This window comes from Roseococcus sp. SDR, assembly GCF_019083995.1.
Taxonomy (GTDB): Bacteria; Pseudomonadota; Alphaproteobacteria; order Acetobacterales; family Acetobacteraceae; genus Roseococcus.
Genome location: NZ_JAHRCU010000025.1, coordinates 14,449 through 40,683 on the forward strand (window position 1 = coordinate 14,449; position 26,235 = coordinate 40,683).

General features: G+C 70.0%; 25 protein-coding genes. 16 read left to right on the forward strand and 9 right to left on the reverse strand.

The genetic code is table 11. The annotated features are described in order from the left end of the window. Positions 1-6: 6 nt before the first annotated feature. Genes KTR66_RS21445 through grxD form a run of 4 tightly spaced genes read left to right on the forward strand, consistent with a single transcriptional unit; the run spans position 7 to position 3,447 of the window. On the forward strand, positions 7-597 hold the full coding sequence (locus KTR66_RS21445; RefSeq protein ID WP_213616279.1) for a transposase: 591 nt from the start codon (positions 7-9) through the stop codon (positions 595-597). A gap of 41 nt (positions 598-638) precedes the next feature. Then, the gene (gene purL, locus KTR66_RS21450; protein ID WP_213616281.1) at positions 639-2,843 is read left to right on the forward strand and encodes a phosphoribosylformylglycinamidine synthase subunit PurL; all 2,205 of its coding nucleotides are present in this window, start codon (positions 639-641) and stop codon (positions 2,841-2,843) included. A gap of 5 nt (positions 2,844-2,848) precedes the next feature. Then, positions 2,849-3,082, forward strand: coding sequence for a BolA family protein (locus tag KTR66_RS21455; RefSeq protein WP_213616283.1), 234 nt, complete (start codon positions 2,849-2,851; stop codon positions 3,080-3,082). A gap of 26 nt (positions 3,083-3,108) precedes the next feature. Next, positions 3,109-3,447: a Grx4 family monothiol glutaredoxin gene (gene grxD / locus KTR66_RS21460; protein ID WP_213616285.1), complete on the forward strand. Its 339-nt coding sequence runs from the start codon at positions 3,109-3,111 to the stop codon at positions 3,445-3,447. Between the two features lie 147 nt (positions 3,448-3,594). On the opposite strand, the gene KTR66_RS21465 is transcribed toward grxD, so the two are convergent. From KTR66_RS21465 to rpsD, 3 genes are all read right to left on the reverse strand, one after another. Then, complete coding sequence (locus KTR66_RS21465; RefSeq protein ID WP_213616287.1) at positions 3,595-4,518, reverse strand: DUF1796 family putative cysteine peptidase; 924 nt, start codon at positions 4,516-4,518, stop codon at positions 3,595-3,597. A 32-nt stretch (positions 4,519-4,550) separates the two neighbouring features. Continuing rightward, positions 4,551-5,081: a sugar O-acetyltransferase gene (locus tag KTR66_RS21470; protein WP_305799140.1), complete on the reverse strand. Its 531-nt coding sequence runs from the start codon at positions 5,079-5,081 to the stop codon at positions 4,551-4,553. Between the two features lie 63 nt (positions 5,082-5,144). Continuing rightward, complete coding sequence (rpsD, locus tag KTR66_RS21475; protein ID WP_213616291.1) at positions 5,145-5,786, reverse strand: 30S ribosomal protein S4; 642 nt, start codon at positions 5,784-5,786, stop codon at positions 5,145-5,147. A gap of 208 nt (positions 5,787-5,994) precedes the next feature. On the opposite strand from rpsD, the gene KTR66_RS21480 reads away from it, so the two are divergent. Genes KTR66_RS21480 through KTR66_RS21495 form a run of 4 tightly spaced genes read left to right on the forward strand, consistent with a single transcriptional unit; the run spans position 5,995 to position 10,241 of the window. Beyond that, a complete protein-coding gene (locus tag KTR66_RS21480) occupies positions 5,995-6,195 on the forward strand; it encodes a hypothetical protein (RefSeq protein ID WP_213616293.1) in 201 nt (66 codons plus the stop codon). A 38-nt stretch (positions 6,196-6,233) separates the two neighbouring features. Then, on the forward strand, positions 6,234-7,640 hold the full coding sequence (thrC, locus tag KTR66_RS21485) for a threonine synthase (RefSeq protein WP_213616295.1): 1,407 nt from the start codon (positions 6,234-6,236) through the stop codon (positions 7,638-7,640). A 16-nt stretch (positions 7,641-7,656) separates the two neighbouring features. Next, positions 7,657-8,922 (forward strand): pitrilysin family protein, encoded by a 1,266-nt coding sequence (locus KTR66_RS21490; RefSeq protein ID WP_213616297.1) that lies wholly within the window; start codon positions 7,657-7,659, stop codon positions 8,920-8,922. Beyond that, positions 8,919-10,241 (forward strand): TldD/PmbA family protein, encoded by a 1,323-nt coding sequence (locus KTR66_RS21495; protein ID WP_213616299.1) that lies wholly within the window; start codon positions 8,919-8,921, stop codon positions 10,239-10,241. Before KTR66_RS21490 ends, KTR66_RS21495 begins: the two co-directional genes overlap by 4 nt. Positions 10,242-10,341: 100 nt before the next feature. Here the strand turns inward: KTR66_RS21495 and KTR66_RS21500 are convergent, their stop codons facing one another. Next, entirely contained in the window at positions 10,342-11,031 is a 690-nt protein-coding gene (locus tag KTR66_RS21500) for a hypothetical protein (protein ID WP_213616301.1), read from the reverse strand. Between the two features lie 4 nt (positions 11,032-11,035). After that, on the reverse strand, positions 11,036-11,755 hold the full coding sequence (locus tag KTR66_RS21505; protein WP_249732333.1) for a VWA domain-containing protein: 720 nt from the start codon (positions 11,753-11,755) through the stop codon (positions 11,036-11,038). A gap of 70 nt (positions 11,756-11,825) precedes the next feature. Here KTR66_RS21505 and KTR66_RS21510 point away from each other — a divergent pair, with 70 nt between their 5' ends. After that, positions 11,826-13,118, forward strand: a complete 1,293-nt coding sequence (locus KTR66_RS21510) for a hypothetical protein (RefSeq protein ID WP_213616303.1) — start codon at positions 11,826-11,828, stop codon at positions 13,116-13,118. Positions 13,119-13,175: 57 nt separating this feature from the next. Here the strand turns inward: KTR66_RS21510 and KTR66_RS21515 are convergent, their stop codons facing one another. Further along, a complete protein-coding gene (locus KTR66_RS21515) occupies positions 13,176-13,601 on the reverse strand; it encodes a DUF4149 domain-containing protein (RefSeq protein ID WP_213616305.1) in 426 nt (141 codons plus the stop codon). 183 nt (positions 13,602-13,784) lie between these two features. Next, the gene (gene ahcY, locus KTR66_RS21520) at positions 13,785-15,188 is read right to left on the reverse strand and encodes an adenosylhomocysteinase (protein ID WP_213616307.1); all 1,404 of its coding nucleotides are present in this window, start codon (positions 15,186-15,188) and stop codon (positions 13,785-13,787) included. A gap of 155 nt (positions 15,189-15,343) precedes the next feature. On the opposite strand from ahcY, the gene KTR66_RS21525 reads away from it, so the two are divergent. Next, positions 15,344-16,315 carry a tripartite tricarboxylate transporter substrate binding protein gene (locus tag KTR66_RS21525; RefSeq protein ID WP_213616309.1) on the forward strand — a complete coding sequence of 324 codons (972 nt, stop codon included), beginning with the start codon at positions 15,344-15,346 and terminating at the stop codon, positions 16,313-16,315. Between the two features lie 47 nt (positions 16,316-16,362). Here the strand turns inward: KTR66_RS21525 and KTR66_RS21530 are convergent, their stop codons facing one another. Next, positions 16,363-17,349 carry a tripartite tricarboxylate transporter substrate binding protein gene (locus KTR66_RS21530; protein WP_213616311.1) on the reverse strand — a complete coding sequence of 329 codons (987 nt, stop codon included), beginning with the start codon at positions 17,347-17,349 and terminating at the stop codon, positions 16,363-16,365. Between the two features lie 138 nt (positions 17,350-17,487). On the opposite strand from KTR66_RS21530, the gene KTR66_RS21535 reads away from it, so the two are divergent. From KTR66_RS21535 to KTR66_RS21550, 4 genes are all read left to right on the forward strand, one after another. Next, on the forward strand, positions 17,488-18,915 hold the full coding sequence (locus KTR66_RS21535; protein WP_213616313.1) for an FAD/NAD(P)-binding protein: 1,428 nt from the start codon (positions 17,488-17,490) through the stop codon (positions 18,913-18,915). 16 nt (positions 18,916-18,931) lie between these two features. Next, entirely contained in the window at positions 18,932-19,357 is a 426-nt protein-coding gene (locus KTR66_RS21540; protein WP_213616315.1) for a hypothetical protein, read from the forward strand. 61 nt (positions 19,358-19,418) lie between these two features. Then, positions 19,419-19,997: a peroxidase-related enzyme gene (locus KTR66_RS21545; protein ID WP_213616317.1), complete on the forward strand. Its 579-nt coding sequence runs from the start codon at positions 19,419-19,421 to the stop codon at positions 19,995-19,997. Continuing rightward, complete coding sequence (locus KTR66_RS21550) at positions 19,994-21,304, forward strand: aspartate aminotransferase family protein (RefSeq protein WP_213616319.1); 1,311 nt, start codon at positions 19,994-19,996, stop codon at positions 21,302-21,304. Before KTR66_RS21545 ends, KTR66_RS21550 begins: the two co-directional genes overlap by 4 nt. A 51-nt stretch (positions 21,305-21,355) precedes the next feature. Here the strand turns inward: KTR66_RS21550 and KTR66_RS21555 are convergent, their stop codons facing one another. Next, positions 21,356-22,225 carry a LysR family transcriptional regulator gene (locus KTR66_RS21555; RefSeq protein WP_213616321.1) on the reverse strand — a complete coding sequence of 290 codons (870 nt, stop codon included), beginning with the start codon at positions 22,223-22,225 and terminating at the stop codon, positions 21,356-21,358. Positions 22,226-22,327: 102 nt separating this feature from the next. Between KTR66_RS21555 and KTR66_RS21560 the strand changes: the two genes are divergently transcribed. Together KTR66_RS21560 and KTR66_RS21565 are read left to right on the forward strand one after the other, a co-directional pair. Continuing rightward, on the forward strand, positions 22,328-23,845 hold the full coding sequence (locus KTR66_RS21560) for an NADH-quinone oxidoreductase subunit L (RefSeq protein WP_213616323.1): 1,518 nt from the start codon (positions 22,328-22,330) through the stop codon (positions 23,843-23,845). After that, complete coding sequence (locus tag KTR66_RS21565; protein ID WP_213616325.1) at positions 23,845-26,232, forward strand: YbcC family protein; 2,388 nt, start codon at positions 23,845-23,847, stop codon at positions 26,230-26,232. The genes KTR66_RS21560 and KTR66_RS21565 overlap by 1 nt, the downstream gene beginning before the upstream one ends. The last annotated feature ends 3 nt before the right edge of the window (positions 26,233-26,235 follow it).

Sequence of the window (26,235 nt, forward strand, 5' to 3'; positions counted from 1 at the left end):
CCTGGGATGCAACAGCGCGTCCCCTTCTCCGCCCTCTCAGACCGACAATGGGACGCCCTGCGCCCCTATGTCCTGGCGCAGAAGGCCAGCCCCGCAGGCCGCAAGATGGTGGATCTGCGCGAGCGCATGAACGCCATCCTCTTCCTGCTCTCCACCGACAGCCCGTGGCGGGAATTGCCCGAACGCTATGGCCCGCCCGGCACCGTCTCGCGGCATTTCCGCAGGCTATGCCATGGCGGGTTCTGGGAGCATCTGCTGGAGGCGCTGCATGACCTGGGTCCCCGCCACCCGTTGCAGCAGCTCCGCCGGCTGATCTTCCGGGGCGCGCGACGGGCGGCGAAGCTCGTCGGATTGCGCATCATTGTGCTGGCGAGACGGTTGCAGCTTCTCGAAGCCCTGCCTGGGCCGCCCTGGCTGCTGCCCGATCCGGATTTGTCCAAAACCCTGGTCGAGCTGTTCCAACGCAAGTTCGAAGATCCGGAGCCCCGCCGCTTCCGCCGCTGGTGGCGCAAGATGGGCCGCACCTATATCCGCCTCTTCAGCGCCGCGACCGGGCGGCGCCATATCCCGCGCTGCGTCAGGCTCGCCATGCCGTGAGGCGGCTGGACAAGCCGCCCGCCCCGCATGACAAACGCCGGATGACAACCGACCGCGTCCCCCCTCTCGCGCCCGAGCGCGCCGCCCAGCTCGCCGGCGAATTCGGCCTGAAGCCGGATGAATACCAGCGCGCGCTGGCCATTCTCGGCCGCACGCCGACGCTGACCGAGCTTGGCATCTTCTCGGTCATGTGGAGCGAGCATTGCTCTTACAAGTCGAGCCGCGTCTGGCTGCGGGAGCTGCCGACCAAGGCGCCCTGGGTGCTGGTGGGGCCGGGCGAGAATGCGGGGGTGATCGCGATCGGCGAGGGGTTGGCCGCCGTCTTCAAGATGGAAAGCCACAACCATCCGAGCTTCATCGAGCCCTATAATGGCGCGGCCACGGGGGTGGGCGGCATCCTGCGCGATGTCTTCACCATGGGGGCGCGGCCGATCGCGAACCTCAACGCGCTGCGCTTCGGCGATCCCGCCCTGCCGCGCACGCGGCGCATCCTGGATGGCGTGGTGCGCGGCATTGGCGGCTATGGCAATTGCGTGGGCGTGCCGACGGTGGGCGGCGAGGTGAATTTCCACCCGGCCTATAATGGCAACCCGCTGGTGAACGCCATGACGGTCGGCATCCTGAAGGAGGACCGGATCTTCACGGCGGCGGCGACCGGCGTGGGCAATCCGGTGGTCTATGTCGGCTCCAAGACGGGGCGGGACGGCATTCATGGCGCCACCATGTCCTCCACCGAATTCAGCGCGGATTCGGAGGAGAAGCGGCCCACGGTGCAGATCGGCGACCCGTTTGCGGAGAAGCTGCTGATCGAGGCCTGCCTGGAGCTGATGGCGACGGATGCGATCGTCGCGATCCAGGACATGGGGGCCGCGGGGCTGACCAGCTCGGGCGTCGAGATGGCCGGCAAGGGCGGCATGGGCATCGAGATGGACATGGGCGCCGTGCCGCAGCGCGAGACCGGCATGACCGCCTATGAGATGATGCTGAGCGAAAGCCAGGAGCGCATGCTCATGGTGCTCAAGCCCGGGCGCGAGGCGCAGGCCGAGGCCATCTTCCGCAAGTGGGAACTGGATTTCGCCGTCGTCGGCAAGCTGACCGATACTGGGCGCATCGTCATCACGCATCACGGCAAGATCGAGGCCGATATCCCGCTGGCGCCGCTCGAATCCGAAGCACCGCTCTATCGCCGCCCGACCGCCGAGACCCCCAAGCTGCCGGTGCTGAAGGCGAGCGAGATCGCGGACCCGATCGGCCCCATCGCCGCGCTGGAGAAGCTGGTGGCGAGCCCCGACCTCTGCTCGCGCCGCTGGATCTGGGACCAGTATGACGCCCAGGTGGGCGGGCAGACGGCCAAGCGGCCTGGCCAGGCCGATGCCGCCGTGGTGCGCATCGAGGATCATGTCCGCGCGCTCGCGATGACCACGGATTGCACGCCGCGCTATTGCCAGGCGGACCCGCATGCGGGCGGCATGCAGGCTGTGGCGGAGGCCTGGCGGAACATCACGGCGGTCGGCGCCTTGCCGCGCGCCATCACCGACAACATGAATTTCGGCAATCCGGAGAAGCCCGAGATCATGGGGCAATTCGCCTCGGCCGTGCGCGGCATGGCAGCGGCCTGCAATGCGCTCGACTTCCCGGTGATCAGCGGCAATGTCTCGCTCTACAACGAGACGGAGGGCCGCGCGATCCTGCCGACGCCGGCCATCGGCGGCGTGGGCGTGCTGGAGGATGTGGCGCAGGCGGTGGGCCTCGGCATGCCGCAGGGCGCCAGCATCATCCTGGTGGGCGAGACGGAAGGCTGGCTCGGGCAATCCCTCTGGCTGCGTGAGATCGCGGGCCGGGAGGAGGGCGCGCCGCCGCCGGTGGATTTGGCGGCCGAGCGCCGCAATGGCGATTTCGTGCGCGGGCAGATCCTCTCGGGCGCGGTGCGTGCCTGCCATGACTGCGCGGATGGCGGGCTGCTGGTGACCGTGGCCGAGATGTGCATGGCCTCGGGCGTGGGGGCCACGCTGGAGGGTGCGGGCGATCACGGTTTCTGGTTCGGCGAGGACCAGTCGCGCTACGTCGTCGCCGTCACCGATGCGGCCGGCTTCCTCGCCGCCGCCAAGGCCGCCGGGGTGCCGGCGCGCAAGCTCGGAGAATCGGGCGGAGGGGACTTGGTTCTCAGCGGAAAGGGGACCATATCGGTCTCCAATCTGGTGGCGGCGCATGAGGCGACGCTGCCGCGCTTGATGGAGGGGGTCTGAACACCATGCCGATGCAACCGGCCGAAATCGAGGCGCTGATCAAATCGGCCCTGCCCGATGCCCAGGTGACGATCGAGGATCTGGCCGGCGATGGCGACCACTATGCCGCCAAGGTGATTTCGGAGAGCTTCCGCGGCGTCTCCCGCGTCAAGCAGCACCAGATCGTCTATGCCGCGCTGCAAGGCCGCATGGGCGGCGTGCTGCATGCCCTCGCGCTGCAGACCAGCGCGCCCGATTGAATGAACCGCGAAAAGGAACTTCCAGGATGAGCGACGACGTCACCGCCCGCATCGAGGCGGACATCAAGGGCAACCCCGTGGTGCTCTACATGAAGGGCACGCCGGTCTTCCCGCAATGCGGCTTCTCGGCCCGGGTCGTGCAGATCCTCAGCCATGTGGGCGTGCCCTTCAAGGGCGTGAACGTGCTGGAGGACATGGAGATCCGCGAGGGGATCAAGGCCTACACCAACTGGCCGACCATCCCGCAGCTCTATGTGCAGGGCGAGTTCGTGGGCGGCTGCGACATCGTGATGGAGATGTTCCAGTCGGGCGAGCTGCAGGCGATGCTGAAGGAAAAGGGCATCGCGACCAAGGCTGAGGCTTAATCTACGCCCTCAGGCGCGTCACGCCGGAGGCGTGCCTTCGGCACGACGCGGCGGCTCCGCCGCCTGGGCTTCGGATCGCTGAAGCGATCCGGCTCGGCTATTCGCCTCGCATTCGTCGTAGGTGCGCCCGCTCCATGAGGGGGGCGCTCACATCTTGCTGATCTGCGGGGCGGCGAGCGCGCCGCGCAGCAGGACGATCTCATCCAGCGGGTCGGTGAAGGCGATGCCCTCCTGCTCGGAGACCGTGCGCGCGCGCAGGTAGCGGTGCACGCCGCGCGCCTGGCCCAGCTCCATCTCCGGGAAGGGGCCGGGCGGGGCGCCTTCCACCAGCGCGATCGTCACCAGGATCACGCCGCGCGCGGAACGGTCGAGCATGTCGGCCGTGTCGGCGAAGGTGGCGACGCTGTTCGCATTCTCCTCCACCACCTGCAGCAGCAGCTTGCCGTGCAGGCCGCGCAGCGCCTCGCGGAAGCGCAGCGTCGCGCGCTCCAGGCTCGCATAGCCCGTGGGCTCCGAGGGGTCGAAATGGTGGAAGATCGTCTCGCCGTAGAGGTCGGAGAGGCGCATGTGGCGGCAGAGATGGCCGTCGCTCTCGGGCGGGCGGTCCTCCAGCGGGATGGGCTCGTATTCCGAGGCCATGAGCAGCCCGGCGCAGTCATCCACGATGGAGTCGCGCACCGCCTCGGCCGGGATGGTCATCCAGTCGAAGGGGCCGGCCCAGCGGCGCAGCCCGGCGCGCTTGAGCATGCCGGCGACGCGCGGCACGCAGCCAGCGCCGATGCAGGCGAGCGGCGAGGGGCGGGAGGCGAGGCCGGGGGCGATGATCGCCTCCATGCCGCGGCCCCCCAGCGTCGTCATCAGCCGGTTCTGCGCCTCGGGACTCGTGTAGATGATGCGGATGAAGTCGGTGACGACCTCGTCCAGGGATTCCGTGGCGCCGCGGCGCAGCAATTCCTCGGTGAAGGCGGCGAGCCAGGTGGCGTCCACCGAGCGCCCCAGGAAGCTGATATGGGTCGCCCGGACGAGCGCCTCGAGGACATCGCGTTGCGGGATCTGCTGCGGGATGGGCATGGACTGCGTGTGCCGCCGAAGCGGGGGGCGCGTCAACCGCTCCGGGAGCGTGCGGGGTTGCCCATGACGATGGCGCCGGCGGGGATGTCGCGCGTGACGACGCTGCCCGCACCCACCACCGCGCCCTCGCCGATGGTCACACCTGGCAGCAGGATGGCGCCGCCGCCGATCCAGGCATCGGCGCCGATGCGCACCGGCCGGCCGAACTCCAGCCCGGCGCGGCGCGTGGCGGCATCGCGCGGATGGTCGGCGGCGTAGATCTGCACGGCGGGGCCGATCTGCGCGCGATCGCCGATCGTGACCTCCACCACGTCGAGGATCACCACGTTGAAGTTGAGGAAGGCGCCGGCGCCGAGGCGGATGTTGAAGCCGTAGTCGCAATGGAAGGGCGGGCGGATGACGGCGCCGGGGCCGACATGCGCGAGGCGCTCGGCCAGCAGGGCGTGGCGCGCTTCGGCGGTGAGCGTGTGGGAGGCGTTGTAGCGGCCGAGCCAGGCGAGGGTCGCGGCCTGTTCGGCCTGCAACTCCGGGTCATCGGGCCGGTAGTTCTGGCCCGCGAGCATGCGCTGCTTCTCGGTGGCCATGGTGGAGGGGGGCGGGCGCCGAAGCCCCCGCCCCGACACTCATCAGCGCGAGTAGAACTCGACGACCAGGTTCGGTTCCATCTGGACCGGATACGGCACGTCGCTGAACTTCGGCGTGCGCAGGATGCGGCCGCGCATCGCGCGGTGATCCACCTCGATATATTCCGGCACGTCGCGGCCGGCTTCCTGGGCGGCGTCGAGCACCATGGTCAGCTGCTTCGACTTCTCCTTCACCTCGATGGTGTCGGTGTCGCGCACGCTGTAGCTCGGAATGTTCACGCGCTTGCCGTTCACGAGCACATGGCCGTGGTTCACGAACTGGCGGGCGGCGAAGGGGGTCACCGCGAACTTCATGCGGTAGATGATGGTGTCCAGCCGGCGCTCCAGCAGGTCGATCAGGTTCTCGGAGGTGTCGCCCTTCCGGCGCACGGCCTCGTCGTAATACTTGCGGAACTGCTTCTCGCCGATATTGGCGTAGTAGCCCTTCAGCTTCTGCTTCGCCATCAGCTGGATGCCGAAATCGGTCGGCTTGTTCTTGCGGCGCTGGCCGTGCTGGCCGGGGCCGTAGGTGCGCGCACCCTGCTCGCCCTTGCGGGCCTTGACGACCGGGCTCTTGGCGCGGCCCCAGAGGTTCTCGCCCAGGCGGCGGTTGATCTTGTACTTGCTGGCAAGGCGCTTGGTCATGCGCTGCTTCCCGGCGCCATTGCGGCGTCCGGCCTTCTTCATCAGGCGGGGCCGTTCTCAGCCCAGCGGGTTGTCCCGGTAGTCCTTCGCCCTGGCGGGCAAAAGCGGGCGCACGCCCCGAAGGCGCGTCCTCGTTCCCAGGAATGGGGGCGGTCTAGGTCCTCCGCCGGCCCTTGTCAAACCGGGGGCGCAACCCCTACTCGGGGCCATGGCGACGCGCGAAGAAATCCTGGTCCTGGGCCTGACGGCCGGCGTGGTGGGCAGCCTGGTGGGCGGGTTGCTGCTCGGCCTTGGCTTCATCGCCATCGCGCAGGGGGTGCATATGGGCTGGCTGCTGGTCCTGCCGGCCGGGCCTATCGGTGGGGGCCTCGGCTATCTGCTGGCGCGCAAGCTGGCGAAGAAGGCCTAGCTACCCTTGGGCGCGGCCAGGGACTAAACCTCTCTCCCATGCGCTATGTCTCCACCCGTGGCGAAGCCGCCCCGCGCGGCTTCGAGGATGTCCTGCTCGCCGGCCTCGCCGAGGATGGCGGTCTCTTCCTGCCTGAATCCTGGCCGCAGCTTTCGCCCGCCGAATGGCGCGAATTGCGCGGCCTGCCCTATGCGGAGCTTTCGGCCCGCATCCTGCACCGCTTCGTGGGCGATGCCCTGACGCTTGAGGAGTTGCGCGGCCTGACCACCGCCGCCTATGCGAGCTTCCGCCACCCGGCCGTGGTGCCGCTGGTGCAGCTCGGGCCGCGCGACTTCGCGCTGGAGCTGTTCCATGGGCCGACGCTCGCCTTCAAGGATGTGGCGCTGCAGCTGCTCGGCCGTCTGTTTGATCACGTGCTGGCCAAGCGCGGCGAGCGCATCACCATCGTGGGCGCCACCAGCGGCGACACGGGGTCCGCCGCCATCGAGGCCTGCCGCGACCGCGCGGCGGTGGATATCGTCATCCTCCACCCCGAGGGCCGCACCAGCGAGGTGCAGCGCCGGCAGATGACAACGGTGCTCTCACCCAATGTCGCCAACCTCGCCATCCAGGGCAGCTTTGACGACTGCCAGGACCTGGTGAAGGCGATGTTCGTGGATGCGCCGTTCCGGGCCGAGATGAAGCTCGCCGCCGTCAACTCCATCAACTGGGCGCGGATCGCGGCGCAGATTCCCTATTATGTGGCCTCGGCGCTCGCGCTCGGCGCGCCGGACCGCGAGGTGGCGGTCTCCGTGCCCACCGGGAACTTCGGCAATGTGCTGGCCGCCTGGGCGGCGAAGCGCATGGGCCTGCCCATCGCGAAGTTCATCGTGGCGTCCAACCGCAACGACATCCTGACGCGCTTCCTCGTCTCCAACGACATGAGCGCGCGGGCGGTGGAGCCCTCGCTCTCGCCGTCGATGGACATCCAGGTGAGCAGCAATTTCGAACGGCTGCTCTTCGAGCTGCTGGGCCGCGACGCCAAGGCCACCGCCGCGCAGATGCAGGGCTTCCGCGCGACGGGCCGCATGCCCATCCCCGATGCGGCCTGGCGGGAAGCGACGCAGCACTTCCAGGGCTTCATGCTGGATGATGCCGGCACGCTGGCCGAGATCGCGCATCTGCATCAGGCCGCGGGCTATCTGGCCGATCCGCACACCGCCATCGGCACCGCGGCCGCGCGGGCCTGCGCGCCGGCGGATCCGCACATGCCGGTGATCATCGCCGCCACGGCGCATCCGGCGAAATTCCCGGATGCGGTGCAGCGCGCCACCGGCGTGCATCCGCCGCTGCCGCCCGCGCTGGCTGATCTCTATGAGCGCCCCGAGCGCTTCACCGTCCTGCCCAATGACCTTGCCGATGCGCAGGGCTTCGTGCGCCAGCACAGCCGCCGCAACGCCGCGTAACCCTTCAAGGAACCGCATGAACGAAACCGTCCGCCTCACCCGCCTGCCCAGCGGCCTGATCGTCGCCAGCGAGCATATGCCCCGCGTCGAGACCGTCTCGATCGGTGCCTATGTGCATGCCGGCACGCGCAACGAGACGGCCGAGGAGAACGGCGCCTCCCATTTCCTCGAGCACATGGCCTTCAAGGGCACGGCGCGACGCGACGCGCCCGCCATCGCGCGCGAGATCGAGAATGTGGGCGGCCATATCAACGCCTACACGGCGCGCGAGAACACCGCCTATTACTGCAAGGTGCTGAAGGAGGATGTGGGCCTGGCCGCCGACATCATCGGCGACATCCTCTGCCATTCCACCCTCACGCCCGAGGAGCTGGAGCGCGAGCGCGGCGTGATCCTGCAGGAGATCGGCCAGGCGAACGACACGCCGGACGACATCATCTTCGATCACTTCCAGCATGCCTGCTTCCCCGACCAGGCGATGGGCCGCCCCACGCTGGGCACGGAGGAGATCATCGCGAAGATGCCGCGCGAGGCGCTGACGCAATACATGGCGCGGCATTACGGCCCCTCGCGCATGGTCGTCGCCGCCGCCGGCGCGCTGGATCACGACGCGCTGCTCACGATGGTGGGCGAGCATTTCCGCGACCTGCCGGCCGTGACGCCGCATGCGCCCGAGCCCGCGCGCTATGTGGGCTCCGAGTTCCGCGAGGAGCGCGAGCTGGACCAGGTGCATCTCGTGCTGGGCTTCCCCTCCACGCATTACACCGACCCCGATCACTTCCCGGTGATGCTGCTCTCGACGCTGCTGGGCGGCGGCATGTCCTCGCGGCTGTTCCAGGAAATCCGCGAGAAGCGCGGCCTCGTTTATTCCATCTATTCCTTCGCGCACCCCTATGATGATGCGGGCGTCTTCGCGCTCTATGCCGGCACGGGCGAGGACCAGGTGGCGGAGCTGCTGCCGGTGGCCATCGAGGAACTGCGCCGCGTGCAGCTCGACGTGACGGAGGAGGAGCTGGCGCGGGCCAAGGCGCAGCTGCGGGCCTCGCTGCTCATGTCGCTGGAATCGACGGGGTCACGCTGCGAGCAGATCGCGCGGCATCTGCAGGTGCATGGCCGCATCATCCCCACGGAGGAGACCAAGCAGCGCATCGCCGCCGTCACGGTGGAGGATGTGCGCCGCGCCGCGGCCCGCATTTTCCGCGGCAAGCCGACGCTGGCGACGATGGGGCCCATCGGCAAGGTGATGCGGCTTTCGGAGATCGCGGAGAGGATGGCGGCATGAGCAACCAGGCGACCCTCTCCGCCCTGCTGGAGGCCGCCCGCCGCGCGGGGGCCGAGCAGGCCGATGCGCTGCTGGTGCATTCCGCCTCGCTCTCCGTGCAGCGCCGCCTCGGCGCCATCGAGGAGCTGGAGCGCGCGGAGAGCACGGATCTCGGCTTGCGCGTCTTCATCGGCCAGCGGGTCGCGATCGTCAGCGGCACGGATGCCTCGCCCGCCGGCTTCGCGGCGCTGGCCGAACGCGCCGTCGCCATGGCGCGCGTGGTGCCGGAGGATGCGATGGCCACGCTGCTGGACGCGCCGGCGCCCGGCGCCGCGCTCGACCTTGGCGATGCGCTGGAGCCCGACGCCGATGCCCTGCTGGCGCGTGCGGCGCTGGCGGAGGAAGCCGCACTCGCCGTACCGGGCGTGACCAACAGCGAAGGCGCCTCCGCCAGTTGGTCCCGCGCCACGCGCGCGCTGGCCACCTCGCGCGGCTTCTTCGGCGAATACACGCGCGCCTCGCATTCCGTCTCGGCGACGGCGCTGGCCGGCACCGGCACGGGCATGCAGCGCGACTATGATTATGCGAGCGCCGCCCATCTCGCGGACCTGGATGACGCGGCCCTGCTGGGCCGGCGCGCGGGCGAGCAGGCGGTGGCGCGGCTCAACCCGACGCGGCCCAAGAGCGCGCGCATCCCCGTCGTCTATCACCCGCGCGTGGCCTCCTCGCTGCTCGGGCATCTGGTGAACGCGATCAATGGCGCGGCCATCGCGCGCGGCACCTCCTTCCTGAAGGATGCGATGGGGCAGCGGATCCTGCCGCGCGGCGTCTTCGTGGTGGATGACCCGCTGCGCGCGCGCGGCCCCCGCTCCCGCCCCTTCGATGGCGAGGGCCAGCCCGGCCAGCGCCGCGCGCTGATCGAGGATGGCGTGCTGACCACCTGGCTGCTCGATGGGCGGAGTGCGAAGCAGCTGGGCCTCGCCACCACCGGCCATGCCTCGCGCGGCACGGGCGGCCCGCCGGGGCCCGCGCCCACCAATCTCTGGATGGAGCCGGGGGCCGAAACGCCCGCCGCGCTCATGGCCGATATCCGGGAAGGCCTCTATGTCACCGAGCTGATCGGCATGGGCGTGAACGGCATCACGGGCGATTACTCTCGGGGTGCGGCGGGCTTCATGATCCGCGACGGGCAACTGGCCGAGCCGGTGGGCGAGATCACCATCGCGGGCAAGCTGACGGAGATGTTCCTGGCGATCCGCGCGGCGAATGACCTGGAGTTCCGGCGCGGCACGGATGCGCCGACGATCCGCGTGGATGGGATGACGCTGGCGGGGGCCTGAACGGGCAGTGGCTTCCCCCTCTTTCTGACCAGGGTGCAGGGAACTGGTTCCCTGCCGGGGAGCCCGAGGGGCTGGCCCCTCGGTCGGGCACCGCAATCTTCTATCCCAGCAGCAGATCCCGCGCCTCGTTCACCCGGCTGGCCAGCCAGTCGCTGCCGCCGCGGTCGGGATGCGCCGATTGCATCAGCCGGCGATGCGCGGCGCGGATTTCCTCCACGCTCGCGCCCTCGCTCAGCCCCAGCACGGACAGCGCCTCGGCCCGCGTCATCTTCCCGCCCGAGGAAGACGGGGGCGGCGGCGCCGCGTCGCGCCATTCCGGGTCGGTGCGGTCGAGCCAGGCTTCGATGAGCGGCACGCTCTCCGCATCCATCGCCTGGCAGTCGCTGAGCAGCGTCATCAATTCGGCGCGGTCGAGCGAGGCGAGGTCCCGCCCGGCAAAGGCGCCGCGCCGCACCCGGCCGGACATGGCGCCGCTCGAGAGGTCGAGCCGCATCTCGAGCGTCTCGGTCTCCACGCCGCTGGCTTCGCCGCTCTCGGCCGGGCGGCCGAAGGTCTGGCGGGCGCGCCAGCCGCGCCAGGCCTGCATCAGCGCCGGCCCGAACATGATGAGCGCCCAGAGCGCATTGGCGCCGCGCCCCGTCAGCAGCATGGCCGTGACGCCGACCGCGCCGAGCGTGCCCAGGCCCCAGACCAGCGCCGTCTTTACCGCCGCGGGCCGGGCATTGGCGAAGGCGTAGAGCAGGAGCAGCACCGCCAGCAGGATGGCGGCGCCCAGCGCCACGGCGAACATGCGTTCAGCCCTTGGGGGCGGGCAGCTGGCCCGCGATGCGCTGCGCCTCGCGCCCCGGCAGCCGCGTCAGCGCCGCGCGCCCGCCGGCGGCGAAGACGGCGACGGCGCGCAGCAGGGCGCGGAGCGCCTCGGCGCTGCCGGCATCGAAGGGCGCCCAGGCGCCGCCCGAGAGCTTGGCGATCTGCCGGAAGCCCATCTCCGCCACGCGGTCCTGACCTTCCTGGAAGCAGAAGATGGGTGTGCCGTGCAGGCCCAGTTGGCCGGCCAGGTGGCAGATCGGGTCCACCGCCTCCTCCAGCGCGTCGCCCACCAGGACCAGGGCGTTCACGCGCTCGCTCTTGGTCTCGCGCAGCGCGTGTTCCAGCACGCGCAGCACCTGGGTCTGGCCGCCCAGGACGGTGACGCCGGACATGCGCCGCGCGAGCTCGGCCGTGTCGGTCAGGAAGGGGGTAGCAGCGAATTCCATGTAGCCGCGCCAATAGGCGAGCTGGACGGCGAGGCCGCCCAAGTCCCGCGTGGCGGTGAACATCTCGGATTGCAGGTGGCAGGCGGTGTCCCAGGCGGGCTGGCGCGAGGCGGTGGCGTCCACCGCGAAGATCAGCCGGCCGCGCCGGGCGGAGACGGGGCGCACGGCCGGCATCGCCTCCATCTTCGCAAGGAAGGCGGCGACGGCGGCGTTGGCGGGCTTGGCCGGAAGCTGGCTCATGCCGCAGATGTGGGCCATGGGGGCGGTTTTCGCCAGAGGCAGCATCCGCCCCTGGCGTCGTGCAATCCGGCCGCGCTAGCCTTGCACCATGCGCAAGATCCTTCTGCTCGCCCTCCTCAGCCTCGCGCCCGGCCTGGCCCGCGCGCAGGAGCCCGCCGCCGTCACGCAGCTCCGCCGGATGCTCGGCGCCGATGTGACACTGACCTTCGACCGCGCGACGGCGACGGATGTGGCCGGCAGCGCCGTGCTGAACGGTGCGGTGCTGCGCCGGCGGGAGGAGACGATCCGCATCACCGAGGCGCGGCTGGAGGGCCTGCGCGAGGACGGCATCGCCCGCCTCTCGCTGCGCGGCGTGGCGCTGGAGGGCGGCGAGCTGCCGCTGACGCTGGACCGGCTGGACCTGGAGGGCGTGACGGTGCCCCGCCCCTCCGCCGGCAAGCAGCTGATGCCCAATGATGTCCGGGTGGACCTGTTGCGGCTGGAGGGCTGGCGCAGCGCGGGCGAGGTGCCGGTGAATATCGGCGCCATTTCGATCGAGCGCTTCGGCGGCGGCCGCAGCGGACAGGCCAGCCTGACCGCCATCGAGGTGCGCGCCGGCATGGGCATCGCCGACCGCCTCACCATCGCGCGCGTCGCCTATTCGGGGCTGGACGCGGCGGATCTGCTGACGGCGACGATCGAGCAGCGCGCGCCGCGCTGGGAGGCGGGGCGGCAGAGCCTGGAGATCGAAGGTGTGGCGCTGAACCAAGGCGGCGAGGCGGTGGCCAGGCTCTCCGGCCTCACGCTGCGCGGCGAGATCGCGGCGGACCGTGCTCATACGGGTGAGATCGCGCTGCGTGGCCTGGAGGTGATGCCCGCGCCCCCGCATGCCGAATGGATGGAGCGCCTTGGCTATTCCACCATTGCGGCCGAGGCGCGGCTGCGTGGCGCGCATGACGTGCAGCGGCAGATTCTGGAGCTGCGCGAATTCGACATCGAACTGCGCGACGTGGGCGAACTGCACCTGGATTTCCGCGCGGATCGCGTGCCCGAGGGCATGGGTGTGGCGACGGCGCCGAACGCCCGGCTGCTGGGCGCGCGGCTGCGCTATGCTGATCTCTCGCTGTTCCGGCGCTGGGTCGCGACGCAGGCGGCGCAGGAGCGCATCAGCGAGGCGGCGCTGCGGCAGCGGCTGGTGCAGCAAGCGGCGGCCGCCCTGCCGGGGCAGGGCCTGGCCGATGCGCGGGCGGGGCTGGCGCGCTTCATCCGCGGTGAGGCGACGGTGCTGGAACTGGCCGCACAGCCGCGCGCGCCGCTCGCCTTCTCGATGGTCACGGCCAAGCCGCAATCCAGCATCGAGGGCTGGCGCAACATGTTCGGGCTGACGCTGACGGCGCGCTGAGCGCGCAACGCGGCTGATTCACGCCCTCGGCTTGCGCCGAAGCCGATCAGACGCGGGCTAACCCACGCCGAACATCGCCAGCACGGCCGCGATGGCCAGCATCTGGATCAGGTTCGCGATGACCGAGAGCCGGTGCATCCGGTCGAACTCGCGCTTGGCCGCGGCGTCGCCGGCCTGGGCGAGGTCGGAGGCGCGGTTGATCCGCACCATCAGCACCTGGCGCAGCCAGAAGGTGAGGCCGGCCGAAGCGGCCATGATGCCCGCCGCCTCCTTCGCCAAGGGGAAGAGCGCCACGGCGGCGGCCGCCGAACAGGCCAGCACCCAGAGGTAGTAATTGGGAAACAGGGCGCGGATGAAGCGCCCCGCATGCTCGAAGGGCAGCCTGGTGAAGACCATGGGCGCCACCACGGCGGCGAAGAACACCATGCCGCCCAGGGCGAGCGCGAGCGAGAAGAGCGCGATGAGCGCGAGCGTCGTTTCCATGGCCGCCACCTGGGGTGTTTCGCGGAAAGAAAAAGGGCGCGCCCCTCGCGAGGCGCGCCCTGATGTGTTCCCAAGCCCATCCGGCCGCAAAGCGGCCGGCGCCGCCCAACCGCGCGCTGGCTTCAGCGCACGCGTAGCGCGGCGAAGCCAAGCCGCCGGAGGCGGCGCCCGGCGCTTGAGGGCTTAATACCTATACGCCTCGGCCTTGAAGGGGCCGGAGGCCGGCACGCCGATATAGCTCGCCTGGTCGGCGCGCAGCTTGGTCAGCTTCGCCCCCACCTTCTCGAGGTGCAGCATCGCCACCTTCTCATCCAGGTGCTTCGGCAGCACGTACACCTTCTTCTCGTAGGCGCCGGGCTTCGTCCAGAGCTCGATCTGCGCGAGCGTCTGGTTGGTGAAGCTGGCCGACATCACGAAGGAGGGGTGGCCCGTGGCATTGCCGAGGTTCACCAGGCGGCCCTCGGAGAGCAGGATGATGCGCTTGCCGTCGGGGAACTCGATCTCGTCCACCTGCGGCTTCACATTGTCCCACTTGTAGTTGCGCAGCGCGGCCACCTGGATCTCACTGTCGAAGTGGCCGATGTTGCAGACGATGGCGCGGTGCTTCATCGCGCGCATGTGGTCGGCGGTGATGACGTCCACATTGCCCGTCGCCGTCACGAAGATGTCGGCCTTGGGCGCCGCGTCTTCCATGGTGACGACCTCATAGCCCTCCATCGCGGCCTGCAGCGCGCAGATCGGGTCGATCTCCGTCACCTGCACGCGGCAGCCGGCATTGCGGAGCGAGGCGGCGGAGCCCTTGCCCACATCGCCATAGCCGCAGACCACGGCGACCTTGCCGGCCATCATCACATCCGTGCCGCGGCGGATGGCGTCCACGAGCGACTCGCGGCAGCCATAGAGGTTGTCGAACTTCGACTTGGTGACGCTGTCATTCACGTTGATGGCGGGGAAGAGCAGCTTGCCCTCCTTCGCCATGTTGTAGAGGCGGTGCACGCCCGTCGTCGTCTCCTCGGAGACGCCGCGGATCGCCTTGGCGAGCTTGGCGAACCAGCCCGGCTTCTCGGCCAGGCACTTCTTGATCAGCGCGAAGAAGACGGTCTCTTCCTCGTTGGTCGCCTTCTCGAGGAAGGCCACGTCGCCCTGCTCGGCGCGCAGGCCGTAATGGACCAGCAGCGTCATGTCGCCGCCATCGTCCAGCAGCATGTTGGGCTCGCCGCCATCGCCCCATTCGAGGGTCTTGCGGACATAGTCCCAGTATTCCTCCAGCGTCTCGCCCTTCTTGGCGAAGACCGGCACGCCCGCGGCGGCGATGGCGGCGGCGGCGTGGTCCTGCGTCGAGAAGATGTTGCAGGAGGACCAGCGGACATCGGCGCCGAGCGCCACCAGCGTCTCGATCAGCACGCCGGTCTGGATGGTCATGTGCAGGCAGCCTGCGATGCGGGCACCCTTGAGGGGCTGCGCCTTGCCGTATTCCGCGCGGGTCGCCATCAGGCCGGGCATCTCATCCTCGGCCATGTTGAGTTCCTTGCGGCCCCAATCGGCGAGCGAGAGATCCTTGACGATGTATTCAGCGGCGACCGGCATGCGGTGCTCCTCATCTGGCAGTGTTCGGTGGGCGGGGCCGTAGCATGGGGCGGGGGGGCTGGCTAGAGGCATAAGCATGTCTTTATGTCTGGGGCAGGCTTTCGCTTCGGTGAGCGCTGCGGCAGGCTCCGGCCCCAACAACCCGGAGGAAGCCCATGTTCCCGCGCCGCGCCCTGCTCTCGGCCAGCCTGGCCGCAACCGCCCTCATCCCCACCGCGCAGGCCCAGGAGCGCTGGCCGAGCCGCGCCGTGACCCTGCTGGAGGGCTTCCCGCCCGGCGGCGTGACCGACCTGGCCAGCCGCACCGTCGCCGAGCGCATGGGGCGGGAGCTGGGGCAGACCGTGCTGGTCGAGAACCGGCCCGGCGCTGCCACCTCGGTGGCTCTCACCGCCCTCTCCCGGGCGCGGCCGGATGGCTACACGCTGGGGGCGGGCACCACCACGCTGGCCATCAACCAGACGCTGCAACCCACGCTGACGCCGCGCGACCCGGCGAATGAGCTTGCGCCCATCGGCATGATCTTCCGCACGCCCTTCATCCTGCATCTCCACCCCTCGGTGCCGGCGCGGAACGTGGCGGAGCTGATCGCGCTGGCGAAGGCGCGGCCGGGTCAGCTTTCCTTCGGCTCGCCGGGCACGGGCTCGGTCAGCCATCTCTGCCTCGAGCTGTTCCGCGCCCAGGCCGGCATCGACATCCTGCATGTGCCCTATCGCGGCGGCATCCCCGCCTTGCTGGATCTCCGGCAGAACCGGGTGCAGGCGGTGTTCCAGGGGGTGCAGGAGGCGCTGCCTGCGATCCGCGAGGGGGCGACGCGCGCCATCGCCGTCTCGCTCACCACGCCGATCCCGCAAATGCCGGAGCTGCCGCCCATCGCCAATGACCTGCCGGGATTCGAGGTGGTGTTCTGGCAGGGCCTCTTCGCGCCCGCCGGCACGCCGGCGCCGGTCCTTGCGAGAGCGGGCGCCGCCCTGGCCGCTGCGACAAGCGATCCGGAGCTGCGGACGCGTATGGCCGAGCAGGGGGTGGAAATGCTCACCGGCGACGCGGAGGTGCTGCGGCGGACGCTGGCCGCCGATACGCAGAAATGGGGGGATGTGATCCGCCGGGCGAATATCCGGCTGGAGTAAGGGAAAAAGGGCCTCCGGCGGCCGGGGCCAAAAGGCCCCGGACCCCTTTACTGGAGGGTGGTGCCGGAGACGCGGACCAGCTCCGCGTGGCGCTTGATCTCGGCGTCCAGCAGCGTGGCGAGCCGCGCCGGCGGCCCGCCGATGATGTCGAGCCCCTGGGCCGTGAAGCGGGCCCGGCTCTCGGGCTCGGTCAGGATCTCGTTCGCCAGCGCGTTCAACGCCTGGACGATGGGCGCGGGCGTCCCCTTCGGCAGCATCAGGCAGAACCAGCTGCCGAATTCCATCCCCGGCATGCCGAGTTCTGCCATGGTCGGCACATCGGGCAGCACGGCGGAGCGCTGGTCGCTCAGCACGGCGATGGGCGTCACCTGCCCCGCCCGCACCTGGGGCGCGGCCCCGGTGACCAGGTTGAACATCACCTGGATGCGGCCGGTGAAGAGGTCCGTGAAGCCCTGCTGGATGCCGGCATAGGGGATATGGACCATCTCCGTCCCCGTCGCCTGGCGGTACAGCTCGCCCGCCAGATGCATGGAGCTGCCATTGCCGGAGGAACCGAAGGAAAGCCGCCCCGGATTGGCCCGCACATAGGCCGTGAAGGCGGCCAGGTCGCGGATGCCCAGGCTGTTGTTCACCACCAGGATGTTCGGGACATTGCCCAGCAGGATCACCGGCTCGAAATCGCGCTGCGGGTTGAAGGCGAGGTCGCGATAGAGCGCCGGGCTCGTCGCCATGGTGCCGGCCCAGGTGAAGAGGATGGTGTGGCCATCGGGTGCCGCGCGCGCGGCCGCCGTGGCGCCGACATTGCCGTTCGCACCCGGGCGGTTGTCCACCAGCGTGCGCTGCGGCAGGCGCTTGTCCATCTCCTGCGCCAGAATGCGGGCCAGCGTATCCGCCGTGCCGGCGCCGCCGGCCGCCGGCAGGATGATCCGCAGCGGCCGCTCGGGCCAGCCGGCGGGGAGCGTGACATTGGCCTTCGCAGCCCCGGGCATGGCGGCGAGACCGGTGAGCATGAGGCGGCGCGACGGGAAGGGCATGGCGATCAAGTTCCCCTGGGATGATGGCGAATTCATGGGGGGAACCCATCTTCCCGCAGAGCCGCGCCGCGCGCCACAATGGACAGTGAGGCTGACGGGTGACACCATCATTTCCGCAATGCAGCAAAGTGGCGCCGCATGAACCAGATCATCCCCCAGGGCCTTGCGCGACATGAGGCGCAGGTGGCGCGGGACCTCGAGACGCTGAACCTCCCGCCCCGCAGCTGGGTGCCGCCGCTGATGCGCGATGGCGTGGCGGTGCGGGATGTGGTGGTGATCGGCGCCGGCATGAACGGCATCGCCGCGGCCGGCGCGCTCATCTTCAAGGGCATCCGCAACATCGCCGTGCTGGAGGAAAGCGCGCCGGGCCAGGAAGGCCCCTGGGTGACGACGGCGCGGATGGACACGCTGCGCTCGCCCAAGACGCTGCCCGGCCCCTGCTTCGGCCTCCCCTCGCTCACCTTCCGCGCCTGGTACGAGGCGAGCTTCGGCACCGAGGCCTGGGAGGCGCTCTACAAGATCCACAACGCCACCTGGCAGGATTATCTGAGCTGGCTGCAGCGCGTGCTGGCCCTGCCCGTCACCCATGGCGTGCGCGTGGCGCGCATCAGCCCGGCCGAGGGGCTGCTGCGGCTGACACTGAGCGATGGCCAGAGCCTGCTCGCCCGCCGCGTCGTGATGGCGACCGGCCGTGCCGGCGCGGGCGGGCTGCATACGCCCGATTTCGTGGCACCCGACCTCTTCCCCGAGCTCGCGGCGCTCGCGCCCACGCCGATCGATTTCGCGGCGCTGCGGGGCAAGAGCCTCGGCCTGATCGGCGGCGGCGCCTCGGCCTGGGACAATGCGGCGACGGCGCTGGAGCGCGGTGCGGCCGAGGCCCACATGTATGTGCGCCGCGCCACCCTGCCGCAGATCAACAAGGGCCGCGGCAGCGCCGGCCCCGCCTTCCACATGGGCTGGGACGCGCTGAGCCTCGAGGAGCGCTGGAACCTCATCGTCTACATGCATGACGCCCAGGCGCCGCCGCCGCATGAGACGGTGCATCGCGCGCTGAAGCTCCCTGGCTTCCACATCCACCTCGCGAGCCCGACCAAGGCGGCGCGGCGCGGTGGCAAGGGCGTGGTGATCGAGCTGGCGGATCGCGAGGTGACGCATGACTTCCTCATCGTGGGCACCGGCTTCGTGGTGGACATGGACCGCGTGCCGGAGCTGGTGGACTTCGCCCCCCACATCGCCCGCTGGCAGGACCGCTACACGCCGCCCGAGGGCATGCAGCGCGCCGAGATGGCGGCCTTCCCCTTCCTTGGCCCCGGCCTTGAATTGCAGCCGCGCGACGCCTCGGCCCCGCCGGAACTCGGGCTGATCCATCTGATGAACTACGGCGCCCACGCCACGCATGGCGGCATCGCGAGCGACATTCCGGGCGTCATGGTGGCGGGCGAGAAGGTCTCCACCGCCATTCTGCGCCATCTCTTCCAGGCCGAGATCGGCGCGCTGCGGCGCGAGCTGGAAGCCTTCGACGAGCCGGAGCTGGAAGGCACGCCGTTCTTCGTGCCGCGATCATAAAAAAGGGGAGGCGCCGATGCGCGATCTGATCGACGAGTTGGCGGGCATCGCGCCCGGCAGCAGGCTGGACGGGCTGCGCGCGCTGCGCCCCGATGTCCGCGGCAGCCTGGCCGGCTACGAGGCCGCGATTTTCGCGGGCGCGAGCGGGCTTTCGACGGGCGAGCGCCATGCCGTGGCCCGCCACGTGGCCGAGCTGAATGCCGAAGGGGCCCTGGCCGCGCATCACGCGGCGCGCGCCGGCGATTCCGCGCGCCTGCCCACGCTGCTGGACTACGCGACGCTGATCACCCGCACGCCGGACCGCGCCTCGCCCGAGGCGATCGAGACGCTGATGCAGGCCGGCCTCGCGCCGCGCGACGTCGTGATGCTCGGCCAGCTCATCGCGCATGTGAACATGCAGGCCCGGCTGCTCGCCGGGCTTCGCCTTTTGGAGGACGTATGATGCGTGCCACCGATTCAGCCTTCCGCGCGACAAGCGCGCTCCAGCCATCGGGGGCATGACCATGAAATCCACCCATGATTTCGGCTTCCCCATGCAGAGCCTGAACTGGAAGGCCTGGGCGCCCGTTCTCGACATCGCCAAGGCCACGCCGGATGAGATCAAGGTGCTGGAGGAGAGCCACCCCAAGGCAAAGGAGAACCCCTACTACCTGCTGCTGGTGCAGGAGGCGGAGGTGCTGCGCCAGCGCTCCAAGCTCTTCAACACCATCATGTACGGCCCGCGCGGCGCCTCCCGCGCCGAGCGCGAATTGGCGGCGACGGCGGAATCCCGCCTGAATGGCTGCCCCTATTGCGCCAGCGTTCACGCGCTGCGCTACGTGCAGATGAAGGGCGATCCGGATCTGATGGCGCGCCTGATGAAGGATGGCGTGGAGGTCGAGATGCCGCCCCGCGCGCGCGCCATCGTGGATTTCTCCGTGAAGCTCGCCGCCACGCCCTCCGCAGCCACGAAGGCGGATGTGCAGCGCCTGCGTGATGAAGGCATGGCGGATGCCGAGATCCTCGACATCATCCTCTCGGTCGCCATGTTCGCCAACGCCAACCGCCTGATGCAGACGCTGGGCGAGGCGGTGATGCCATGAACGAGATCATCTCGGAGCGGGCGATTCACGCCCGGGCGGAAGAGCGCCCGGACGATCGCACGCTGACCGCCATCGCCCACCGCGTCCTGCCCGCCGGGCATTTCGGCAACCTCGCGAGCGACCTCGCCATGGTGCGCGGCGAGGGCGGCCATGTCTGGGACAGCGAGGGCCGCGAATACATCGACTACCTGCTGGGCTCCGGCCCCATGTTCGTCGGCCACGCGCATCCGGAGGTGACGGCGGCGGTGTTGGCGCAGGTGCCGCTCGGCACCACCTTCTTCGCCAACAACCCGGCCGGCATCCAACTTGCGGCGCGCATCGTGGAAGCGATGGCCTGCGCGGACCAGATCCGCTTCGTCAGCTCCGGCTCCGAGGCGGATATGTACGCGATGCGCCTGGCGCGCGCCTTCCGCGGGCGGGAGAAGATCCTGAAGTTCGAGGGCGGCTATCACGGCATGAGCGATCACGGGCTGATGAGCCTTTCGCCCAAGCGCCCCGCCAATTTCCCGACCGCCATCCCCGACAGCGCCGGCATCCCGGCCCGCGTGCGGGATGACATGCTGGTGGCGCCCTACAATGACGCGGCGCATGCGGTGGCGCTGATCGAGGCGCATCACGATGAGTTGGGCGGCGTCATCGTCGAGCCCTTCCAACGACTGCTGCCGCCCGCGCCCGGCTTCCTGGAGGCGCTGCGCGAGGTGACGGCGCGCCATGGCATTCCGTTGATCTTCGACGAGGTCGTGACCGGCTTCCGCTTCGCCTATGGCGGCGCGCAGGAGTATTACGGCGTGACGCCCGATATCTGCACGCTGGGCAAGATCATCGGCGGCGGCTTTCCGCTCGCCGCCATCGCAGGGCGTGCCGACATCATGGCGCATTTCGACCGCGCGCGGGTGGGGGATGATGGCTTCCTGATGCAGGTGGGCACGCTCTCGGGCAATCCCATCGCCTCGGTGGCCGGCCTCGCCACGCTCGACATCCTGCAGCGGCCCGGCGCCTATGAGGGCGCCTTCGCCACGGGCCGGAGCCTGATGGAAGGGCTGACGCGCCTGCTGCGCGATGCCGGGCTTCCCGGCCAGGTGGTGGGTGAGCCGGTGCTGTTCGACGTGGTCTTCGCCGAGGGGGAGATCCGCAACTACCGCGACATGCAGCGCGCGGATCCGAAGCTGGCGGCGCATTTCAACCGCCACCTGCGCGAGGCCGGCATCCTGAAGGGCGACAGCAAATACTACATCTCGCTCGCGCATACGCCCGACGACATCGCGGCCACGCTGGATGCGTTCGCCGGAGCTGTTCGTTCTCTGTGATGGGAGGTGCAGGAACCTCAGGTTCCTGCCGGGGTTGAGGGGCAGAGCCCCTCACTTCAACAGTTCCGCCAGCAGCGGATTGGGAAACCTCCGGCTGCGCGTGATCGCATAAAACCCCTCCACCAGCCCCGGCACCTGGCAGCGTTCCACCAACAGGCCGGAGCGCAGTTCGTCGCGCACGACGACGGGCGGCACCAGCGCCACACCTGGGCTCTCGCGCGCGAGCAGGCGCAGCATCGCCATGTCATCCACCTCGGCGAGGATGATGGGGCGGATGCCGGCCTGGTCCATCAGCAGGTCGAATCCCGCGCGGATGGAGCTGCCGAGCGCGGGCAGGAGGATGGGCGTCTCGTGCAGGTCGTCCGGGAAGCGGAAGGCGCGGGCGCGCCGGGGCTTCCGGCCGACCAGGCTGACCGGTTGCTCATCCAGCAGGCGCGACGTCCAGTCCTTCTCGGCATCGCGCGCGACGGGCGCGTTGGAGAGCACGGCATCCAGCGTCAGCGCATCGAGCTGCGCCAGCAGGTCGCGCAGATGGCCGGAATGCACCACCAGCTCCACATCGCCGCGCCCGATCAGCGGGCGCAGCAATTCGAGCTGGAAGTTGCGCGAGAGCGTGGTGATGGCGCCGATGCGCAGCACGCGCCGTGCGCCGGGGCCGCGCCCTTGCAGCGTGTCCAGCAGCTCATCGCCCGTGCGGAAGATGGTCTCGGCATGGTCGAGCGCGATGCGTCCCGCCTCGGTCAGTTCGAGCCGCTTGCCGACACGGGTGAAGAGCTTCTGCCCCAGCTGCGCCTCCAGCGCCGAGAGCTGCGTGGAGAGCGCCGATTGCGCGACATTGAGCCGCTGCGCCGCGCGCGTCAGCCCGCCCTCGCGCGCGATGGCCCAGAAATAGCGCAGGTGATGGTAGTTCAGGCTGGCCATGGATTGTTCTCCTGAACCGAACGATACCATCCAATCTTTGAATTTTCCAGAAGCATTGCGTGCAGTTAACGAGGGCCCCGTCTGATTTCGGAGTCCTCCCGCATGCCCTGGATCGCGGCACTCGCCCCCGTCCTGCTCATCCTCGCCGCCGCCCTGCCGGGCGATGCGCGCCGCCATGTCGTCCTGGCCGCCCAGGGCGCCTTCGCCTGCGCGCTGACGGTGGCGCTGGCGCTCCTGTTCAATGGCGGGGCCAGCAGCTTTCTCGTGCATCTCGACGCCGTCTCGGGCGTGATGTTCCTGCTGGTCGCCTTCATCGGTCTGATCGTGACGCTCTACAGCCGGCGCTATCTGGATGGCGATCCGGGCCAGGCGCGCTTCTTCCGCTGGCTGGGCTTCACGCTCGCCGCGGTGCTGGCGCTGACCATCTCGGGCAACCTGCTGTTCTTCGCGGCCGCCTGGGTGGCGACGAGCCTCTGCCTGCACCGGCTGCTGGTCTTCTATCCCGAGCGGCATGGCGCGCAGCTCGCCGCCCGCAAGAAATTCGTGGCGAGCCGGCTGGGCGATGTGGCGCTGATCGCCGCATTGCTGCTCATCCTCGGTCGCTTCGGCACGCTGGAGTTCGGCGAGATCTTCGCGGCCACCAAGGCGCTCTCCGGCAGCGATGATCCGGGCATCGCCATCCACCTCGCTGCCGTCCTGGTCGCCTTCGCCGCGGTCGTGAAGTCCGCGCAATTCCCGCTGCATGGCTGGCTGCCCGAGGTGATGGAGACACCCACCCCCGTCTCCGCCCTGCTGCATGCGGGCATCATCAATGCGGGCGGCTTCCTCGTCGTCCGCATGGCGGATCTGGTGGCGCTCTCGGCCCAGGCGCTGGACTTGCTGCTGGTGGCGGGGGCCGCGACCGCCATCTTCGGCGCGGCGGTGATGCTCACGCAGACCAGCGTGAAGGTGGCGCTCGCCTGGTCCACCGTCGCGCAGATGGGCTTCATGATCCTGCAATGCGGCCTGGGCGCTTTCGCCGCCGCCATGCTGCACATCGTGGCGCACGCCATGTACAAGGCGCACGCCTTCCTCTCCGCCGGCTCCGTCATCGCCGAGCGCAAGCCGGGCACGCAGCCACCGCTGCCGCTGCGCATGCTCATTCCCGCACTCGCCGCTTCCGTGCTGCTGGTGCTGGTGGTGGGCGTGATCTTCGGCATGCCCTTCTTCGAGAAGCCCGGCGTCGCCGTTCTCGGCGCCACGCTGATGATGGGCCTGACGCCCATGCTGGCCGGCGCGCTGATGGCGCGCGATGAGGCGCGCTTCGTCGCCATCCGCGTCGGCGGCTTCGCGCTCGCCGTCTGCGTCGCCTACTTCGCGCTGCAGGCTGGCGCGGAGTGGATCCTCGCCGCCGCGCTGCCGGAGCAGACCGTGCCGCGCGGGCCCTTCGCCCTCTTCTGGGCCGCGCTCACCGTCCTCGCCTTCGCCACGCTGCTGGTGCTGAACGTGCTGCGCCGCCGCGGCCAGCCGGGCCCCGGGCTGCAGGCCTTCTATGTCCATCTCTTCAACGGGTTCTACGTCAATGCCTGGTGCAACCGCCTGGTGGCGAAGCACTGGCCGCTCAAGCAGGGAGGCGTGTGATGACCATGATGATCACCCAGTTGCGGCAGGCCGCGAACCGCATCGCGCCCGTCTGGCCGCTCGCCGACTTCGTGGCGGTGAACCCCTTCCTTGGCCTCTCCGAGCTGCCCTTCGGCGCGGCCCAGGCCATGCTCGGCCAGGTCAGCGGCCGCCCCGCCTTGCCGGAGCGCGCGATCTTCGCCGAGGCCATCGCGCGCGGCCGCATCATTGAGGCCGACCTCGCCGCCGCCATCGAAGCAGCAGGGGCAAGCCTGACGCCGGAGGAATTGCGCGCCATCGCACAGCAGCCGCGCCCGGCCACGCCCGTCTCGCCCGCCGCGATGACGGTGAGCGATGTGCTGGACGCGACGCTCGGCACCGATTGGGGCCGCCTCTCGACGGAGGAGATCGCCAAATGGCTCGCCGCCTGGGCCGATGACGGCCAGGCGAGCTGGTCCATGCCCTGGCGCGGCCAGGGGCTCTATGCCGCCTGGCGCGCGGCGGCGCAGCATGACCGGGCGCCGGAGATCGCGGGCCTTACCGGCTTCCGCGGGCTGATCGCGACGCTGCCGGCCGATGCGGCGGAGAGCTGTGCGGCGAGTCTCGCGGCCCTCGGCCTCGTCTCGCCGGCCGCCTATCTGCACCGCGCGCTGCTGGGCCTCTCGGGCTGGGGGGCGGCGCTGCGGCAGCGCGGCTGGCTGAACGAGCTGGGCGGCGAAGCGAATGACGGCGTGATCGAACTTCTCGCCATCCGCCTCGCCTGGGAACAGGCGCTCCATGCGCATCACGTGGAGCCCGCCTTCCGCGCCGCCTGGCAGGCGCGCCTCGCGGCGCCGCCCTCCGAAGCGCCGGACCTCGCGGCGGACCTCCTGCTGCTCGACGCCTATGAGCGCGGCTACCGGCGGGAACTGGGCGGCAAGCTCGCGCAGCGCAAGCCGCGCAGCGCGCCGCCGCCCGCCGTGCAGGCCGCCTTCTGCATCGACGTCCGCTCCGAGGTGTATCGCCGCGCGCTGGAGGAGGTGACGCTGCAGGCCGAGACCATCGGCTTCGCCGGCTTCTTCGGCTTCGCCCTGGAATATGTGCGCCTGGGCGATGCCAAGGGGGCCGAGCAATGCCCCGTGCTGCTCAAGCCCGGCCTTGTCATCTGCGAGGCGGTGGAGGGCGCCACGCCGGCGCAGGAGGCGGAGATCGCGCAGCAGCGCGGCCTCAGGCGCCGCGCGGCGGATCTCTGGAACAGCTTCCGCAACTCGGCCGTCTCCTCCTTTGCCTATGTCGAGACGGCGGGCTTCCTCGCCGCGCCGGCCCTGATTCGCGGCACGCTGGGCAAGGCCGAGGCGCGCGATGCGGATGGGCTGGACCCGGCGCTGCTCGCCCGCCTCGCCCCCAGCCTGGAGGCGCGGCCCTGGCAGTCCCGCGCGCATGGCTTCGCCAGCGAGAAGCGGCTGGATGCGGCGGAAGGCGTGCTGCGCGCGCTCTCGCTCACGCATGATTTCGCGCCCATCGTGCTGCTGGCCGGGCATGGCAGCAGCACGGTGAACAACCCGCATGCGGCCGGCCTCGATTGCGGTGCCTGCGGTGGTCATACGGGCGAGAGCAATGCGCGCGTGGCCGCCGCCGTGCTGAACGACCCGGCGGTGCGCGCGGGCCTCGCCTCCCGCGGCATCGTCATCCCGCCCGCCACGCGCTTCCTGGCCGGGCTGCACGACACGACGACGGATGAGGTGACGCTCTACGACGCCGACATGACCAACCCCGCCATCCGCCAGCTGCGCGGCTGGCTGGATGAGGCGTCGAGGCGGGCGCGACGCTTCCGGGCCGGCAGCCTCGGCATCAGCGGCGCGCCGGATGGCGCCATCGCGCGGCGCAGCACCGACTGGTCCGAGGTGCGGCCGGAATGGGGCCTGGTGAACAATGCCGCCTTCATCGTGGCGCCGCGCCACCGCACCCAGGGCCTCGACCTCGAGGGCCGGACCTTCCTGCACTCCTATGTCTGGCAGGAGGACAAGGGCTTCGGCGTGCTGGAGCTGATCATGACCGCCCCCATGGTCGTCGCGAACTGGATCAATCTGCAATATTACGGCTCGACCGTGGACAATGCCGCCATGGGCTGCGGCAACAAGGTGCTGCACAATGTCACCGGCCGCTTCGGCGTGCTGGAAGGGCAGGGGGGTGACCTGCGCACCGGCCTGCCGATGCAATCCCTGCATGACGGCACGTCCTGGCGGCATGAGCCGATGCGCCTGCATGTCGTGATCGAAGCGCCGGAGGATGCCATGGAGGCCATTCTGCGGAAGCATGCCGGCGTGCGGCAGCTGGTCGAACATGGCTGGCTGCACCTCTTCTCGCTGGAGGGCGAGAGCGGGGCGATGCGGCGCTACCAGGGCCCGGGGAACTGGCTGGCGGCGTGAGAG